We start from the raw sequence: 18,015 nt of genomic DNA on the forward strand, positions 1-18,015 counted from the left end.
CACGGGTCTGCTGTGCGATGGTGGACATCGCCGTCCTTTCACCTGATCCGACAAGGGCGGCAGCCACCGGCCGGGCAGGCGGACAAGACAGTGATGGGGCCTCTGGCCAGGCTCTTATGAAGTCACGCCAGCCCGCTCGGTGGATGCACACGAGCGTCTCCCGGCCAGGGCCGACAGATCCCGTTGAGGACCCAAGGTCAGTCAGTCGCTGGGTCAGACCCCGCCGGGAGACGCTCACGAACATCATCACTGTCAGTCGCGGCGCAGCAGCGTGTCCAGCACGGCGTTGAGGTACGGGTCGCGGTCGGCGCCGGACGGCAGCAGGCCGGGCACCGCCCGGTTCAACTGGATGTGCCCGAGGTACGTCGTGTACGCGGCCGTCGCCCGCAGCCGCGCCTAGGCCGGCGTGAAGCCCAACTCCGCGAAGACCTCCGCCACATAGCCGATGCGGCGCTCCGTCACCCGGCGCAGCGCCGCGGCCCGTACGGAACGGGTGTGACGGCGGGGCCCGAGCCCTGGGCCGCGGGCTCGGGCCCCGGGCCTGGGGCCGGTTCCGGGGGTCAGGCCGGGTCGAGCGGACCCAGCAGCCAGCTCCCTGCCGAGGCGGGGTCGTCGTCGAAGTAGTACTCCCTGATGGCCGCGAGCACGTCGGCCGTGGTGACGCGGTCGTCCCCGTCGGCGTCCAGCCGGCGGAAGACCTCGCGGGCGTCGTGCGCCGGGAGGTTCATGAGCGCGCCCGTCCAGCGCACGTACTCCTCGCGGTCGAGCACGCCGTCGCCGTCCTCGTCGGCGATCGCCATGATCGCCGCCAGGAACTCCCCGTACACCGCGTCGAAGTCCGCCGGCGTCTCCAGCAGCCCGGCGGTGAAGGCCGCCGCGTACTCGGCCTGGTCGACCCGCCCGTCCCCGTCCGTGTCCGCGGCCTGTACGAGCTGTTCCCACACCCCGAGGCACAGCTCCTCCAGCCGGCGCCGCGCCGGCGAGTCGGGGCCGTGGCCGAACTCCGCGCCCAGCCGGCGGGCGGAGCGCTCGAAGTCGCCGCGGTCGACGTAGCCGTCGCCGTCGGAGTCGAAGGTGCGAAAGCGCCGCTCGAGCTTCCGCGCCAGGAACGTCGATTCCTCCACGTGCCGTCCTCTCCACCGAGGTTGCTGCCGGTGCACGACGCTACGGCCGTGGGCCGGGGGCCCACAGGGCGCCCGGGAGGGCGCGCGGTAGCCCGGAGACGGAGGGGGCGCCGACCCCTTTACGGAGAGTGATGAGACGTTTACGATGGGTGCGTGGCGGTGCCGAAGGCCGGCGCTGACCGACGCCACCAGCCAGGGAAAACCGGGGGGTTGCTCGTATGGCCGATCCACTGTCCGCCTCCGTCGTCCTGCGTGCGCTGAAGCGCGAGGGACTGACCGTCGTCGAGCTCGACGGATGGCGCACGAACAACCGCAACCACAAAGGGCCGTGGGGCCCGGTGCACGGCGTGATCCTCCACCACACGGCCACCTCCGGCACGGACGGCAGCGTCCGCCTCTGCTACCGCGGCCGGCCCGGCCTGCCCGGCCCGCTCTGCCACGGCGTCATCGACAAGCGGGGCCGGGTCCACCTCGTCGGACACGGCCGGGCGAACCACGCGGGATCGGGCGACGACGAGGTGCTGCGCGCGGTGATCGCCGAGCGGTACGGAGAACGCCCCCCGCCGCCCAACGAGCAGAACACGGACGGCAACGCCCGGTTTTACGGCTTCGAGTGCATCAACCGCGGCGACGGCGAGGACCCGTGGCCCGACGCGCAGTTGGAGGCCGCCGAGCGGGCCGCGGCGGCGCTGTGCCGGGCGCACGGGTGGCGTGCTCCGTCGGTGATAGGGCACAAGGAGTGGACGAACCAGAAGACAGACCCGCGCGGCTTCGGCATGCCGGGGTTACGCGAACGCATCGCAAAGCGCCTGGCGGGCAAGCCGGAGGACAACCCCCCGCTGAAAACCCCCGGACCCCCTGACCCGCTGCCTCCCGCGGCCTGATCCGAGGGGCGGGCGGTCAACAGGTGCGTCGATAGGGGACATCGGGCAGATGGCTGCGCCACTGGGCGGGGGTGAGGCCGCCGGCGGCGCGGGCGCAGACCGCGGCGGCCCAGTGCTCCGGCTCCAGCGTGCGCCGGCGCAACGGCGTGTGCGGGGTGGCCGCCCGCAGCTCCGTGTCGCCGGCGGCGAAGGATAAGGCGAGCACCGGTCCCTCGACCGGCGGCAGCAGGGCGGGCCTGTCGTCCGGGGAGCCGGTCTGCCACAGCCGCAGCGAGCCGTCGGTATCGCCCATGGCGACGGTGCGCCCGTCACGGGAGAAGGCGAGCACGGGGGTGTACCAGTCGTCTCCGCCGGGGCGCATGAGCCGGGGGTTCGCGGCGGCCGGCGCCAGCACGGCCAGGAGCCGCCGGCCGGAGCCGTCCCACAGGGTCGTCCGGCCCGTCAGGAAGTCCGCGACCGCGAGAAAGCGCCCGTCCCGGCTGAAGACCGCCGCGGCGATGTGGTCCTCCTTGTGCAGCCCCGCGGAGATCCGGCCGGAGCGCGTGTCGATCCGCCTGTTCCCGCTGCCGAGTGCCCACCCGCCGTCCGGCGACACGGCGAGCGGGCGTCCGGCGTAGTCGTGCCGGCCGTCCCGGGGACGGACGGTGTGTTCTGTGCCGTACAACTCCGTCAGTTTCGTGTCATGCAGTGTCTTCCCGACCCGCCCGGTCGCCGCGTCCCGCAGTTGTACGGTCCTTCGCGGGCCGGCCGCCGGGGTGGTGGCGAGCGTGTCGCCGGACGGGTCGAACTCGGCGGCCGTCAGCGGCTCCTGCTGCCAGTCGCCGCCGAGAGGGCCCGTCAGCGAGAGGGTGCGCAGGTAGCCGCCGGGCACCGAGCCTTCCGTGTAGCGCAGCACGCCCTGCTCCGTATCGAGCGCGAGGTCGCCGATCTCGCTGCTCGTGCCGCCCAGCGGATACCGCAGCAGCGGTTGCCGCGCGTCCGCCGTGCGCCACACCCGGATCTCCTCCGCGGCCCGGTCGAATGTCGCGGCGTACGACCCGTCCGCGCTGAAGGCGGCGTGGAAGACCTCCTCGCCGTCCAGCCGGGGCCGCTCCCGGCCGGTGAGGACGTCCCAGGTGCGCACGCCGCCGTACGTGGTGAACGCCAGCCCGCGGCTGTCCGGGGTGAACTGCATCTCCTCGGAGCCGCAGATCCCGGCGGGCGCGGCAGGGGTGAACTGCGTGCGCAGCCTGCGCCGTTCGCGGATGTCCCACACCTCGGGCCTGCCGTCCTCCGGGCACACCGCCAGCCACCGGCCGTCGGGACTGGCCGTCGGGTGCCTCTTCGTCTGCCGCCGTTCGGGTATGCCGAGCAGCAGGCTGCCGCCCGGTTCCCACACCTGGATGGAGTGCGTCGCGAACTCGGAGCCGTCGAGCACCAGCAGGTCGCCGTCCTGGGAGAAGTACGTCTCGCCCGCGTCGGAGCGGCCGAACGGCGCCCCGACGGTGCGCCCCTGGCGGATGTCCCACATCCGCAGCCGCGGCCCCTCGTCGATCACTGCCATGCGGCCGTCCGGGCTGACCTCCCGCAGCCCGTCCCGCCCTTGCCCGTGGCCCGGGTACGAGGGCAGCCTGCGGCCGGTTGCGGTGTCCCACCGCCGGGTCTCCTCGGGGGCGATGCGCTGGAACGTGCGGTGGTCGGCGGTGTAGCGGAACCAGACGCCCTCGCTCTCCTCGTACCACGGCTCCTCGAACACCCCCTGCACCGGCTGCGCCGTCGCCGTCGCGAGCGCCGCCCGGGTCTCCGGCAGGTCGGCCAGCTTCCAGGCGGCCACGCGCAGCCGCAGCGCCGTCTGCGGCTGCGCGTAGCTCAGCTCCGCGGCGAGCGCGGCGATCCGGCGCGCCTCCGCCTCGTCGCGCTGGCGGGCGCTGACCCGGCTCTGCTGCCAGGCCAGCAGCCCGGCGACGACGGCCAGCGAGAGCAGCACGGCCAGCGAGCCGGTCAGCGCCCGCAGCCGCCGGGTGGTACGGGTCGCGGCCCTTATCCGGCGCTCGTCCTCCGCGACGCTCGTGTCCAGGAACTCCCGTTCCAGCGGGGTGAGATCGGCGTCCGCCGCCGCGAACTCCTCCCGCGCGTCCGCCAGCCGCACCCCCCGGTACAGCGCTCCCGGGTCCCGCTCCAGCGCCTCCCACGCCCCGGTCGCCTCCGTCAGCCGGCGGTGCCGCCGCAGCCGTTCGCGGTGGGCGTCGATCCAGCCCGCGAGCCGTGGCCAGCCGGTGATCAGCGCCTCGTGCGCCAGCTCCACCGCCGTGCCGTCCGCCGTCAGCAGCCGGGCGTGCAGCAGCCGTTCGAGCACCTCCGCGGCCTGCGGCGAGCGCGCCAGCTCGGTCCGCTCGGCCGGGCGGCGGGTGTCGGCGGTGCCGTCGCCGGGGGCGATGAGCCGCAGGAGCACGGCCTGCGCGACGGCGGCGCGTCCGGGGCCGAGGGCGGCGTAGACCTCCTCGGCGGTGTGCGCTACCGCGCCCTGGACCCCGCCGATCTCCTCGTACGCCGCCAGCGTCAGCGTCCGTCCGCGCCGGCGGCGCCACAGCTCCAGCAGCGTGTGCGACAGCAGCGGCAGCCCGCCCGGCTCGTCGGCGACGTCGGCCACCAGCCGGGCCGTCAGCGCCCGCTCCACTACCAGCCTGCCCGCCGCCGCCGGGCCCACCACCGCCTCCCGTAAGCGCGCGGGCGACATCGGGCCCACCGGCAGCGTCGCCGGCCGCACGGCCTCCGCCAGCCGGCGGTCGGCCAGCAGCCGGGCGAAGAAGTCCGCGCGTACCGCCAGCACGATCCGCAGCCGCGAGTCCGGTTCGGCCGCGGCGCACAGCAGCTCCAGGAACGCGGCTCGCTCGGCCGGGTCCCGGCACAGGCTGAAGACCTCCTCGAACTGGTCGACCAGCACGACCGTGTCGCCCTCGCCGGCCGCGGGGACCAGCCGGTCGGCGTGGGTACGCGCCGGATGCCCGCCCGGCGTGAGGATCCGTACGGCCGCCACCCCCGCCGCCGCCGACAGCCGCGGCACCAGCCCGGCGCGCAGCAGCGACGACTTCCCGCTGCCCGACGCGCCGACCACCGCGGTGCAGCGGTGCTCGTGCACCAGGGCGGCCAGTTCGCCGGCGAGTCCGTCGCGGCCGAAGAACAGCTCCGCGTCCTCGGTGCCGTAGCGCGCGAGACCCCGGTAGGGGGCCTGGTCGTCGGGCGCGGCCCGCGCCGCGTCGGCGGTGGCCTCGGCCGCGGCCTCCCGCCAGCGCCGTTCCCACTCCGCGGCGTCGCCGCCGCACGCGGCCACGTACGCCAGCAGCACCGGCAGCGACGGCAGCCGCTCGCCGGCCGCGGCGGCGGAGAGGGTCGGCGGGGAGTAGCCGGCGCGTGCGGCCAGTTCGCGGTACGTCGGCCCGCCGGCCTCGCGGCGGAGCTTGCGCAGCGCGTACGCGAACCGCTGCACGGGTCCGGCGGTCGGATCCAGCGCCTTCTCCCTGCGGCCCATGGCGTCCCCACCCCCGTTCCACGCTAGCCGAATTGATAGGCGCGCCGGATGGGGGCTCCCCATCAACCGGACGGCCGGTGGACTCCGGGAAGTCATGCCGTCCGAGTCACCGGAGGCCGCCATCGCCACCGTTCAGCAGCACCCCCGCCGCACGTCCTCAGCCCGCCCCGGCCGGCGCCTCGCCGCCACCACCGAAGTCCCGCTGCCCCCGCTCGGGTCGGTGGCCGGCGCGCCCGCGGCGCTCGCGCTCGTCCTCGGGCTGTGGGGCCTCGGCCGGCGGGGCACGATGTGGCGCGACGAGGCGGTCACGTACGAGATGGCCCACCGCGACCCGTCCGCGCTGTGGCAGACCCTGGCGCACTTCGACGCCGTGCACGGCCTCTACTACCTGCTCGTGCACGGCGTCTTCGCGCTCTGGGACGGCGGCCTCCTCGCGCTGCGGCTGCCCTCCGTGCTGGCGACGGCCGCCGCCGCGGCCGGTGTCGCGCTCCTCGGCCGCCGGCTGGCGGGCCCACGGGCGGGGCTGCTCGCCGGGCTCGTGTACGCGCTGGTGCCGGACGTGCAGCGGTACGCGCAGGAGGGGCGTTCGTACGCGCTGGTGGCCGCCTGCCTCGCCTGGGCCTGCCTGCTGTTCGTACGCGCCGCCGACGAGCGCCGGGTCCGGTTCTGGACCGGCTACGCGGCGCTGGCGCTGGCAGCGTGCTGGCTGCACGTGTTCGCGGTGCTGGCGGTGGCCGCCCACGGGCTGACCCTGCGGCTGGTGCGGGCGGGGCCCGCGGTCCGGCGCGGCTGGTGGCCGGCCGCGGGCTGTGCCGCGCTGGGGCTCGCGCCGCTTGCGGCGCGCGGTGCCGGGCAGTCGGAGCAGGTGGACTGGATCGGCCCGCCGAGCCCGGCCGCCCTGCTGAAGTACGCCGCGATCGTGCTCCTCGGGCTCGCGCTGGCGCGGTACGTCCCGCGTCCGGTCCGGCGCCTTACGTACCTCGCGCTGCCGCTCGTGATCCTCCCCGGCACCGTGCTGCTCCTCGCCACCCCGCTGCGACCGCTCTACGTCGACCGCTACGTCCTCTGCTACGCCGTCGGCCTCGCGCTCCTCGCCGGTGCGGCGCTCGACGGGGCGCTGCGCGCCGGGGCGCACGAGCCGGACCGCCGGGCCGGCGTCTCCGGCACCGGCCGGCCGCCGCGGCTGCGCTCGGCCCTGCGGCGACGCCTGACGGCCGTCGCCGCACTCGCCGCCGTTCTCACCCCGCTGCTGCCGACCGCGCTCCATCTGCGTACGCCCGCCAGCCGGCTGGACGACGTCACCGCCATCGCCCGCGCCGTAGAGGCTCAGGGCCGGCCCGGCGACGGCCTGTTGTTCCTGCCCGCCCGGCGGCGCGTGTGGCTGCAGGGCGCGCCCGGGGCGTACGACGGGCTCGTCGATCTCGCGCTTGCCGCGCCCGCCGCCGACTCCCGCACCCTCTACGGCGTGGAGCTGCCCGCCGGGCACATCCGCGCCCGTCTGCTGGCCGCCGACCGGGTCGTCGTGCTGCGCGACCCGGCGGGCCAGCCGCTCGACGCCACGCCCGCCGAGGCCGTCAAACGCGCCGTGCTGCGCGCGCACTTCACCGAATGCTCGACCCGCACGGTCCGGGGCGCGCGCGTCTCCCTCTACGCCCGGTCCGGGCTCTGCCGCACCGGCTCCGCGCCGGGGGACGCCGCGTCGTCCCGGTCGTCCGCGTCGTCCGCGTCGTCCTCGCGGGCTCCGTCGTCCCCGTCGTTCTCATCGGAGTAGCGCGGGCGCGGGACCGATGTGCGGACGATCTCCACCTCCGCGTACGGCGGCGTCCGCAGCCACAGCCGCCGTCCCACCGCGAGCCATGCCACCCAGCAGAACGCCACCAGGCCCGTCAGCCCCACCAGGGTGTTCGACAGGAACTCCGTCACCGGCGGATGGTCCACCGTCGCCTTGTCGACCCAGTACGGGCCGCCCCACTTCCAGTCCATCGGGGCGTCCTCGAACGTCTGCGCCCAGATGGTCCAGGCGAATATCCGGCACGCGCCGTACAGGAAGTAGGCGTGGTAGAGCGCCAGCAGGAAGCGGTCGGACAGGCCGACGCGGTGGCGCAGCCAGCTCCAGGCGGGGTCGGCCGGATAGACGTGCTGCTTGAAGTACTTGGCGGTCAGCGAGCGGTAGTTGTACGCGAGCATCGCGAGCCAGAACAGGTCCCAGACCAGGCCCAGGCTGCCGTAGTAGGCCGCGGCGTCGCCGTAGCGGCCCTCCTGCGCCGCGTACGCCCACATGCCCGTCGAGTAGTGCTGCTCGGTGAAGGGGAAGAAGAGCATCACGCCGACGCTGTCGAAGCAGTCGGTCAGCACGTGCGCCCACTCGCCGATCAGGATGCCGAGCGCCCACTCCCGGCTCTTGAAGATCAGCAGCACGGCCAGCGCGATCACCACGCCCCACGCCAGGGTGTGCGTGAAGCCGACGCCCGGCCAGCCGCGGTGGTAGTCCCAGGCGTGCTCCGGCTTGAAGGAGTAGCTGCCTATCTCGAAGCCGTAGACGGTGCCCTTCGTGCCCATGTCGGGCAGGAAGCAGCCGAGGAGGATCGCCAGGTACGAGACCCTGACCTTGGTGTGCTTGTGGAGGATGTAGCTCTCCAGCTCATGTGCCGCCCAGCTCACCGGTCCTCCCCCTCGCCGTCGCCGTCCCGGCCGTCGTCCTCCGGGTGCCGCCGGGCGCGTACCTTGTCCACCGCCCAGCCGGTCAGGAGGATCGCCGCGACCGCGACCACCGGCCCGCGGGTCCAGGTGAGGATGCCACGGGTGAAGACCGCACCGCCCGCGACGAGGGCGACGACGGCGACCGCGTAGCCGGCGATGTCGCCGGCGCGGGTGCGGCGTACGGGGCGCAGGAACGCCGGCCGGCTAGGCACCGGGGGTCACCTCCGCGGCTGCGGAACAGCCGGCCGGCCCGCGGCCGTTGGTCCGTATGCGTACGGGTCGGCCCCCGCGTTCCGTTCCGCCCCCGCCTACGGCATCGCCGTCGCGTATCGCGCCCTCACCGTGCACCGCGCCCACCCGTTCCCCTCGTCCGCCGGCGCGGCTCCCCGGCCGCGCAGGCCCCCCTCGGTCGACCGGGATCTTACCGGGAGGGGCGCGGTGCCCGGCATGCCGGCGTCAGCTCGCGGGCCTGGCTTCGTAGACCAGCAGCTCAGTGCCCGTGGGGCCGGTGCCGTCGTCCGGGGCCGCCCACATCCGCAGGCCGTCACCGCCCAGTGCTTCCAGGAGCACGGGGTTGCGGGTCGCCACGTGCCCGCCGGTCGACCAGAGCTGCACCGGCACCTCGTGCTCGATGTCGAACGTCCGCAGGTCGATGGTCGCGATGCCGCCCAGCTCGAAGTCGGCGCCGGAGGCGTTCTTGAAGCCGGTGATGCCCGTGCAGAGCATCTTGCGGGAGTCGGCGTACGCGCAGTCCTGGTAGTCGACGAAGTGGCTCTGGTTTGTGCGGCGCTGGAGCTGCCGGCCGTGCCGGTCCCAGCTGTAGAGAGTCCGCGAGCCCCACGAGACGCCGTGCACCTGGCCGGTGCGCGGCTCGGGCACCACGCCGCCGACGTGGTCGTCCACCCGGAACTCCTCGGTCACCTCCAGCGTGCGGGCGTCCACGCGGTAGACGACGGCCGCGCTGTCCGGCCGGTACTCCGCGACCGGGACCCACACCGAGCGGCCGTCGGTGTCGATGCCGCCGGGGTGGTACATGTCGCCCTCGCCCAGCGTGACGTCCTCCAGCAGCCGGCCCTTCAGGTCGAGGACGAAGAGGTGGCCGACGCCGCGGCCGGGGCTGCGGTCGTAGCCGTCGACGGGCTCCGGATAGCGCACGGGCGGCTCGATTATCTCGACGCTGGAGAGGAACAGCCGGTCGCCGACGCGGGTCATCCCCTGCGGGTGGTACGTCTCGAAGTCCAGCGGCAGCTTCTCGACCAGCTCCCAGGTGCTGCTGCGGTCCAGCTTGGCGACGGCCTCGACGACGCGGGCGTCGCGCTCGGGCCGGTGGTCGCCGCCGGGCCGCGCGGCGGGGGCCGCGGAGGCGGCGACGGTGCTGAGCAGGGCCACGGCCAGGGCGGTGACACCGAGCGTTCTGACGTACCTCACGTGGATGGATCCTCTCCCTCGCGGGCCGGCCCGCCCGGCGGGGTGCTCCCCGCGGCGTCGCCGGCCGGCGCCCGATGATGGCCAAGTCATCCTGCCCGCGGGTGGCGCCGAGGCAATCCTGCGGCGAACAGCGGGGCACGGCGACGGGACAGCGTGCCGTCCACGCATGCCCCGCCGCCGTGGTCCCTGTCCCCCTGCTTCAGTCCGCTAGTCCGCCATACCCAGCACGGTCAGTGCGTACGGCGTGAAGCCCAGCTCCATCGTCCGCGTCACCTCGAACCCGTCGCGTGCCACCTCAGCCTCGATCAGCGACCCGGTGAACGGGTCCGTCACGTACACCGACTCCTCGCCCGGCGCCACCGCCGCCTGGTTCTTCGTCCAGTCCGCGGAGACCTCGAACGGCTCGGTCACCTTCGAGGAGGCGACGACCTCCGCGCCCTTCGGGTCGACGCCGTGCAGCCTGCCGTCCGCGGTGAGCGCGAGGCCCCGGTCCCAGTACGGGTCCCAGGCGTACGCGGCGCGCGCGGCCGGCAGTTCGACGCGCCGCATCGTGCGCTCGTCGAGGTCGATCGCGGCCATCGCCTCGTCGCCGAAGGTGCCGAGGACCGCGTCCCCGCTGTGCCCGGCGAACGAGCTGACGTGCTCCTCCTCGCCGCCGCCCGCGGGGTTGGGGATCTTGTCGGCGGTCCACTTGCCGCCGTCGCCGCGCTCCAGCACGAGTACGCCGTCCAGGCAGCCGAAGAGCAGCAGCCCGTCGTCGACGGCGTGTTCGCCGTGCAGGTCGGGGCAGTCGCGGAAGGCGGCGATCTCGCGGTTGTGCTCGTCGTGGACGCGTACGCCCACGGGCAGGTCCTCCTCGGTCTTCCCGGGGATGGTGACCACCATCTCGCCGGTCTCCAGGGCCACGGCCACCCCGTGGTGCGGGCCCTCGGCCGTCAGCTCCCGCTCGGGGTCGGTGCTCGCGTGCTCCGCGCCGACGTGCAGGACCTGTGCCTTGCCGGTGCCGTCGTCGTAGACGGTGACGTGCTCGCCGTGCGGCACGACGTGCGAGGGGTACTCGCCGTCAAGGGCGCCGAGGACGCGGGGGCGTTCGTGGTGCGGGTCCCGGTGGCCGCCGTGGTCCTCCCAGCGGATGCCGGCGTCCACGAGGTGGGTCACGCCCTGCTCGCCCTGCGGCAGCAGCACGTGGGTGCCGTCCTCGGTGCGTACCGGCCGGGACTGGCCCTCGACGTCGAGCGTGCGCACCGTGCCGCCGTCGGCGAGGCCGAGGACGCGGACCGCTCCGGAGCCCTGTTCGGTGACGACGGCGCGCAGTTCGGGGGCGCCGTGCGGAACCTTCTCGGCGGGCCAGCCGGACCGGTCGGCGCCGGCCGGTGCGCCGCCGTCGGCCCCGGACTCGCTGCCGGCCGCGGGTTTCCTGCCGGCTGCGCCGTCGCCGGTGTCGTTCTCCGCACACCCGCCGGCCAGCACGAGGGCTACCGCCGCCACACCTGCCGCGAGCGTCTTCCGTGTCTTCGTAATGACAATCATTTTCATGACGATAGCAGGAGTGTGCCCGCGTGTCTGTGACCGGGGGCACGCGGACATACGAAGACCGGCGACCCCACCCAGCGGGGCCGCCGGCCGGTCTCGCGGCTCAGCTCATGTCGTGGCTGCCGTGTGCCGGGGAGTCGCGCGTGGGGTCCATCGCCTTCGCGTCGTGGTCGCCGGCCACCGTGCCGTTGGGGTTCGTCACCACGATCAGCCCCGCCATGCCCATGTCCGCGTGGCTCTGGACGTGGCAGTGGTACATCCACCGCCCCGAGCCGACCAGTTCGCCCGCGACGAACTGGAAGCCGAACGAGTCGCCCGGTCCGCAGATCTTGTTGTCGATGACCGGTGTCGGGTCGTCCACGCTGGCCAGCATGCCGGTGCGGTTGTCCGCCCAGCGGTGGCCGTGCAGGTGGAACGTGTGGTAGAACTCGCCGTGCGTGATCATGATGACCTCGCAGCGCTCGCCGAGCGTGGCCGTGAAGTCGGGCCCGTGGCCGGTGATGTTGTTGATGGTGTTGTCGTTGAAGACGATGACGAACTGCCTGTCGGGCAGCTTGTCGCCGCGCCGGCGGACGATCAGCCCGCCGTACAGCCCGCGCTTGACGCCGCCGGACCCGTGCGGGGTGCCGACCGCGTGGTCGTGGTAGTGCCAGTAGCCCGCGCTGCCCGGCTGGACGGTGCCGTCGCTGCGGGTGCCGGCGGTGTGCGAGTGCCAGACGTACTCGCGCGAACCGCCCGGCGGCACCGCGCTGTTCGACATCGGCGTGCCGTCGTTGTCGATGTCATAGTCGACGCCGTGGGCGTGCAGGCTGACCTCGGCGTCGTGGTTGTTCACCAGCTTGATGATCAGGCTGTCGCCCTCGTACATCTCCAGCAGCGGGCCGGGGATGGAGGGCTTGCCGGGTTCGAGGCCGTAGCCGAGCTGGCCGTCCGGCATGGCCTCGGCGTACATCGTGAGCCGTTTGATCTCGCCGAGAGGCTGGGGTTGCGGTTTGTCGTCCGACCCGGTGGCCGTCGCTCCCGAGGTGGACAGAGCGACCGGTGTCGCCAGTGCGGCCGCGGCCGCACCGCTGGTGAAGGACCTTCTGGAAAAGACACTGCGCGGCATGGTGGCCCCCGCCTTCTCGCGCGTTTCTGACTCGTCCCTGACAGCCGCTCATGGTAAGGGCTTGCCGGAGCTTTGCCCATCCTCAGGACAAAGTTAGAGGTAAATCTGACTGTAGGCATTGGCAGTTCGCCGAAAGAGGTCTAACTTCCTACGGCGGCGCAGCTATCCCGCAGCATCCCGGGACGAGGTGGGAGGACCATGCGACGCAGGGGACACGCCCTACGCTGGGCGGCCGGCGCATCGGCCGTGGCAATGACGGCAACGCTCCTGGCAGGAGCCCAGGCCGTGGCGGGGCCGTCGGACGGCGGACCGCTCGCGGCCGGCAAACCGCCGGGCAGCGCGAACGCTTCGGTACTCGTGTTCCACCGGGTGGACGGCGATCAGCACGCCGTGACCCGGGCGGGCATCGAGGCCATCGAGGCGATCGGTGCCCAGGGGCCCGAGACGTTCGAGGTGACGGCGACCGACGAGGTCACGGCCTTCACCGACAAGAACCTGGCCAAGTACAACGCGGTCGTCTTCCTGTCACCGGGCAGCGACCGCCTCAACACCATGCAGGAGCAGTCGTTCCAGCGCTACATCGAGGCGGGCGGCGGGTTCCTCGGCATCAACGACGCGGCCCGCTCCGAGCCGGAGTCCGACTGGTTCACGGGCCTGCTCGGCGCCCGCCCCGCCGGCACCTCCGACGGCGCGCAGGAAGCCGTCGTCGAGGTCGGCGACCGGCTGAACCCGGCCACGAAGGACCTGCCGCTGGAGTGGCAGCGCAGCGACGTATGGACCAACTGGGAGACCAACCCCTCCGGCAGCGTCCACACCGTCGCCCGGGTCCGCGAGAACACGTACGAGCCGGGCCCGTCCGCCAACGGCGCGGACCACCCGATCTCCTGGTGCCGTGACTACGAGGGGGGCCGTTCCTTCTACACCGGCATGGGCGGCACCGCCGCCGGCTTCGCCGAGGACGACCTCCGGTCGCACCTGCGCGGCGCCCTGCTGTGGACCACCCGCCAGGCGCAGGCCGACTGCCAGGCGAGCATCACCGCGAACTACGAGGCGACGCGGCTGACCCAGCCGAACCAGCCGGACCGGCTCGACCAGATCGGCGAGCCGCACGGCATCGAGATCGCCGAGGACGGCAAGGTCTACTACATCGGGCGCGGCGGTCGCTGGTCCGGCGCCCCCGTCGACGTCGACTGGAACAGCCCGGAGATGGGCAAGGGCCCCGGCACGATCCACGTGTGGGACCCGGAGACCGAGCAGGTGACCGAGGTCGGCACCCTCGACGTCTTCGGCAACAAGGGCGGCGGCGACGAACTCATCAAGGTCGAGGAGGGCCTGCTCGGCATCGCCCTCGACCCGGACTTCGCCGCCAACGGCTACGTGTACCTGCACTACACCCCGCACTCGGGTCTCGACCGCGACGCGCACATGGCCGAGCGGCGGGTCTCCCGCTTCACCATCGACCAGGCCACGCAGAAGCTCGACACGGCCTCCGAGAAGGTGCTGCTGTCCTGGCCGGTCCAGGTGCACAGTTGCTGCCACGCGGGCGGCGACATGGAGTGGGACTCCAAGGGCAACCTGTACATCGCCACCGGTGACAACAACTCCTCGCGCTTCAGCGACGGCTACTCCGGCAACAACCCGGAGCCCGACTTCGGCGGCCTGTCCTTCGCCGACGCGCGCCGCACCGCGGGCAACACCAACAACCTCAACGGCAAGATCCTGCGGATCCACCCCGAGGCCGACGGCACGTACACCATCCCCGAGGGCAACCTGTTCACCGGCGACGAGGGCGACGGCGACCAGGCACGGCCGGAGATCTACGTGATGGGCGTGCGCAACCCGGCCCGGATCGAGATCGACGAACGCGACTGGCTCTACGCCGGCTGGGTCGGCCCGGACGCCGGCTCGCCCAGCACCACCTGGGGCCCGGCGAAGTACGACACGTTCGCCGTCATCACCAGCGCGGGCAACCAGGGCTGGCCGTACTGCATGGGCAACTCGCAGCCGTACCGCGACCGCAACCTGCCCGACCCGACGCAGCCGCTCGACTGGTACGACTGCGACAACCTCAAGAACACCTCGCCCAACAACGACGGCCTGACGGACCTCCCGCCGGCCCGTGACAACAACATCTGGTACTCGCCCCAGGGCGGCGGCGCCGACTACCCGCGCAACGCGGACGGGCTGCCCAGCTACAACATCGGCGAGGCGCAGTACCGGCTGCCCTGGCTCAAGGGCGGCGGCCAGGCGGCCATGACCGGCCCCGTCTACCGCTACGACGCCTCCTCGGACAGCGAGGTCAAGTGGCCGGAGTACTGGGACGACAAGTGGTTCGTCGGCGACTTCTACGACGGGGAACAGCCGCGGCACGCCGTGGTCATGGACCCGGACAACGCCGGTGACGGCGGACTGCCGGTGCACGCCGAGTCGCTGGACAAGATCATCCCGGTCGGCAACGGCGGCATCCGCAACCTGATGGACTGGAAGTTCGGCCCGGACGGCGCGCTCTACGTGCTCGACTACGGCCGCGGCTTCTTCAACGCCGACGCGGCATCCGCCCTGTGGCGGGTGACGTACAAGGGCGGGCCGGCGACGCCGCTGCCCGAGGACCTGATCGCAAAGGGGAGCCGATGAGATCCCGAGCTCTGGCCGCGGGCGGACTGCGGCGGGCGCTGATCACCGTGGTGGCGGCCTGCCTGGCGCTGCTCGCGCCGGGCAGCCTGCCCGCCGCCGGCGCCGCGGCGCCCGAGGAGACCAGCGCGGTGCAGACGCTGACCTGGACCGCGGGCGACAGCATCACGGAGTACACCTCCGCGCCGACGACGGCGGTGGCCGGGGAGACGACCATCGTCTTCGAGAACAGCGCCGCCACCGGCAACACCACCGGCATGGTGCACACGCTCACGTTCGACACGTTCACCGACGGATACAACCACGACGTCAACCTCAACCTCCAGGCGTCGCCGAACGACGCGAACGGCGGCAAGTGGGAGGCGACGGTCACCCTCACGCCGGGCAAGTACCGCTACTTCTGCGCGATTCCCGGCCACGGCTCGATGTCCGGCGAGTTCACCGTCACCGACGGCGGCGGTTCGGACACCACGGCGCCCGAGGCGACGGCCGAGGTCACCGGCGAGCAGGACGCCAACGGCGCGTACCTGGGCAGCGCGACGGTCGAGCTGTCCGCCACCGACGACATGTCGGGGGTCGACCGCATCGACTACGCCCTGGACGGGGCCACGGGATGGACCGCGTACGAGGCGCCGGTCGTGGTCAACACTCCCGGCGAGCACACCCTCAGATACCGGGCCACCGACAAGGCGGGCAACACGTCCGAGGAGAAATCGGTGACCCTCTCGGTCGTCGAGGCCGAGGACACGACGCCGCCCACGGTCACCGCCTCGGTCAGCGGTGAGCAGAACGACGACGGCGCGTACCTGGACATGGCCATGGTCACGCTGGAGGCGGCCGACACCGGCGGCTCCGGCCTCGACAAGGTCGAGTACGCGGTGGGCGGCGGCGCCTTCCAGACGTACACCGGGATGGTGCACGTCCAGACCGTCGGCGAGCACACGATCAACTACCGCGCCACCGACAAGGCCGGCAACTCCTCCGAGGTCGGGACGGTCACCTTCACGATCGTCGAGAAGTACCCCAACCCCGACCCCGTCTGCCCGGAGCTGGACTCCCGGCCGATCGTCTTCATCGGCGAGTACGACACCCACGTGCCTAACCGCGTCACCGCGAGCGGCTGCACGATCAACGAGCTGATCGAGGACGAGAAGGCCTGGGACAAGCAGAAGGCGTTCCTTGACCACGTCCGCGACGTCACCGACAAGCTGTACGCGGACGCCGTCATCAACGCCGAGGAGCGCGAGATCATCCGCGAGACGGCCAGGGACTCGGGCATCGGCAAGCCGGGCCAGAACGACGGCTACACGCCGATCTTCACCGGCACCGAGAACTCCTTCTCCAAGTGGGAGCACGTCGGCGGCGGCAGCTTCCACCTCAACGGCGACGGCTCGATGACGAGCGGGACGGCCGTCGGCGGGCTGGGCATGCTGTGGTATCCGCAGGCCCAGTACGGCGACTTCTCCCTCAAGCTGCAGTGGCGCGACGACGCGCCGGGTGACGCACGCACCAACTCCGGCGTCTTCGTCCGCTTCCCCGACGTGCACGGCCACCCGGACGAGTCACGGCCCGAGTGGGTGGCGATCAAGTACGGCCACGAGGTGCAGGTCTTCGACTCGGAGGCCGGCGACCAGTACAAGTCGGGCTCCATCTACGGCTTCGACCGGGTCGACCACGGCGCCGCCGGGGTGACCCCGAAGGGCACGTGGAACGACTACGAGATCCGCGTGGTCGACCAGCACTACGAGATCTACCGCAACGGCGTCCTCCTCAACGAGTTCGACAACTCCCCGGGGCAGGTCTTCGAGCCGCCCCGCGGCGACGACCCGGGCACGGACGGCCGCCAGCACGCGCAGGGCTACATCGGCCTGCAGGTGCACAGCACCACGGACGTGGTCTCGTACCGCGACATACGGATCAAGCCGCTGTGACGTATACGGCCGGCTGAACCGTGACGAGTCCCGGTGGGGGGCGGTGGCACACACCGCCCCCCACCTGGTGTTCTGCGGGTGTTCCAACAGGGGGCCGGGCCGAAACGTCTGTTCGCCACGGGATCGAAACCGCATCGGCGCGCGCACCTCGGTGGGATAGTCGGTCCGTTCGCTGTCTGCGCTCCCGAAGGAAGGTGATGGCCCGTGGTGTACGCCATGGGATTCTCCGAGTACGGCGGCCCCGAGGTGCTGCACCGCCTCGATGCCGACGTGCCGGCGCCGGCCGCCGGCCAGGTGCGTATCCACGTCCGGTGCGCGGGCGTCAACCCGCTGGACTGGAAGCTGCGCAGCGGGCAGATGGCGGCGTTCCGGCCGCTGACGCTCCCCTGCGTCCCGGGTCTTGAGGCCGCGGGCGTCGTCGAGTCGGTCGGCGCGGACGCGGGCCCGTGGCGGGTGGGCGACGAGGTGCTGGGGCCGGTGACCGCGGGGTACGCGGTGCAGGCGCTGGCCCGCGCGGACCGCCTGGTCGCCAAGCCGCCGGGGCTGCCGTGGGAGCTGGCCGGCGGCCTGCCGACGGCGGCGGAGACCGCGTACCGCACGCTGACGATGCTGCGGGTGGCCAAGGACGACACGCTGCTCGTGCACGGCGCGGCGGGCGGAGTGGGCAGCCTGGCGGTGCAGTTCGCCGTCTCGGCGGGGGTACGGGTGATCGGCACCGCGAGCCCCGCCAACCACGACTACCTGCGCTCGCTGGGCGCGGAGCCGGTCGCGTACGGGGACGGCGTGGGCGACCGGGTACGGGAGCTGTCGCCGGACGTCGACGCGGTGCTGGACGCCGCGGGGCGCGGCGTGCTGGCGGAGTCGGTGGAGCTGGCGGGCGGCCCGGCGCGGGTCCTGACGATCGCGGACGCGCCGGGAGCGCAGGCGGCAGGCGTGCGGTTCTCGAGCGGGTCGAAGGACGAGAGCCAGCATGTGGCGGGGATCGAACGGGCGTTGGCGCTCTACCGCGACGGCAGGCTGCACCTGCCGGTGTGGCGGGCGCTGCCGCTGGCGGAGGCGGCGGACGCGCACCGGGCGAGCGAGGAGGGGCACTTGCGGGGGAAGATCGTGCTGGTGGCGGCGGGGTAGCGGGGCGCGAGGCCGGGGGGCCGGCGGGCCGGGGGAGAGG

The 18,015-nt window shown here is 73.1% G+C and carries 10 protein-coding genes and 2 pseudogenes; 5 read left to right on the forward strand and 7 right to left on the reverse strand.

Annotated elements, in window-relative coordinates; genetic code table 11:
• Positions 1-560: 560 nt before the first annotated feature.
• Positions 561-1,124, reverse strand: a complete 564-nt coding sequence (locus B124_RS33055) for an EF-hand domain-containing protein (RefSeq protein WP_496506707.1) — start codon at positions 1,122-1,124, stop codon at positions 561-563.
• 218 nt (positions 1,125-1,342) lie between these two features.
• Here B124_RS33055 and B124_RS33060 point away from each other — a divergent pair.
• Positions 1,343-2,005 (forward strand): annotated as a pseudogene (locus B124_RS33060) (peptidoglycan recognition protein family protein); the annotation flags it as partial.
• Positions 2,006-2,024: 19 nt separating this feature from the next.
• On the opposite strand, the gene B124_RS33065 reads toward B124_RS33060, so the two are convergent.
• The gene (locus tag B124_RS33065) at positions 2,025-5,516 is read right to left on the reverse strand and encodes an nSTAND1 domain-containing NTPase (RefSeq protein ID WP_496506708.1); all 3,492 of its coding nucleotides are present in this window, start codon (positions 5,514-5,516) and stop codon (positions 2,025-2,027) included.
• A 94-nt stretch (positions 5,517-5,610) separates the two neighbouring features.
• On the opposite strand from B124_RS33065, the gene B124_RS33070 reads away from it, so the two are divergent.
• Entirely contained in the window at positions 5,611-7,287 is a 1,677-nt protein-coding gene (locus B124_RS33070; protein WP_496506709.1) for a glycosyltransferase family 39 protein, read from the forward strand.
• Positions 7,288-7,820: 533 nt separating this feature from the next.
• Here B124_RS33070 and B124_RS33075 read toward each other — a convergent pair.
• From B124_RS33075 to B124_RS33095, 5 genes and pseudogenes are all read right to left on the reverse strand, one after another.
• Positions 7,821-8,075 (reverse strand): annotated as a pseudogene (locus B124_RS33075) (metal-dependent hydrolase); the annotation flags it as partial.
• Between the two features lie 98 nt (positions 8,076-8,173).
• On the reverse strand, positions 8,174-8,428 hold the full coding sequence (locus B124_RS33080) for a hypothetical protein (RefSeq protein WP_496506710.1): 255 nt from the start codon (positions 8,426-8,428) through the stop codon (positions 8,174-8,176).
• 244 nt (positions 8,429-8,672) lie between these two features.
• Positions 8,673-9,644: a DUF6454 family protein gene (locus B124_RS33085; RefSeq protein WP_496506711.1), complete on the reverse strand. Its 972-nt coding sequence runs from the start codon at positions 9,642-9,644 to the stop codon at positions 8,673-8,675.
• A 207-nt stretch (positions 9,645-9,851) separates the two neighbouring features.
• Positions 9,852-11,174, reverse strand: a complete 1,323-nt coding sequence (locus B124_RS33090; RefSeq protein WP_496506712.1) for a hypothetical protein — start codon at positions 11,172-11,174, stop codon at positions 9,852-9,854.
• A 106-nt stretch (positions 11,175-11,280) separates the two neighbouring features.
• Positions 11,281-12,285, reverse strand: a complete 1,005-nt coding sequence (locus B124_RS33095; protein ID WP_496506713.1) for a multicopper oxidase domain-containing protein — start codon at positions 12,283-12,285, stop codon at positions 11,281-11,283.
• A gap of 285 nt (positions 12,286-12,570) precedes the next feature.
• On the opposite strand from B124_RS33095, the gene B124_RS33100 reads away from it, so the two are divergent.
• The 3 genes from B124_RS33100 to B124_RS33110 all read left to right on the forward strand — a co-directional run bounded on the left by B124_RS33100 (position 12,571) and on the right by B124_RS33110 (position 17,975).
• Positions 12,571-14,919 (forward strand): ThuA domain-containing protein, encoded by a 2,349-nt coding sequence (locus B124_RS33100; RefSeq protein ID WP_496506714.1) that lies wholly within the window; start codon positions 12,571-12,573, stop codon positions 14,917-14,919.
• A complete protein-coding gene (locus B124_RS33105; protein ID WP_496506715.1) occupies positions 14,916-16,847 on the forward strand; it encodes an OmpL47-type beta-barrel domain-containing protein in 1,932 nt (643 codons plus the stop codon). Before B124_RS33100 ends, B124_RS33105 begins: the two co-directional genes overlap by 4 nt.
• Before the next feature lie 207 nt (positions 16,848-17,054).
• On the forward strand, positions 17,055-17,975 hold the full coding sequence (locus tag B124_RS33110; protein WP_496506727.1) for an NADP-dependent oxidoreductase: 921 nt from the start codon (positions 17,055-17,057) through the stop codon (positions 17,973-17,975).
• Positions 17,976-18,015: the final 40 nt, after the last annotated feature.

The sequence above is a fragment of the Streptomyces sp. CNP082 genome, from assembly GCF_059570535.1.

Bases quoted from the DNA above. Each gene is read 5' to 3' on its own strand.
- B124_RS33065 (WP_496506708.1), bottom strand. From the start codon at position 5,516: ATGGGCCGCAGGGAGAAGGCGCTGGATCCGACCGCCGGACCCGTGCAG.
- B124_RS33070 (WP_496506709.1), top strand. From the start codon at position 5,611: ATGCCGTCCGAGTCACCGGAGGCCGCCATCGCCACCGTTCAGCAGCAC.
- B124_RS33090 (WP_496506712.1), bottom strand. From the start codon at position 11,174: ATGATTGTCATTACGAAGACACGGAAGACGCTCGCGGCAGGTGTGGCG.
- B124_RS33095 (WP_496506713.1), bottom strand. From the start codon at position 12,285: ATGCCGCGCAGTGTCTTTTCCAGAAGGTCCTTCACCAGCGGTGCGGCC.
- B124_RS33105 (WP_496506715.1), top strand. From the start codon at position 14,916: ATGAGATCCCGAGCTCTGGCCGCGGGCGGACTGCGGCGGGCGCTGATC.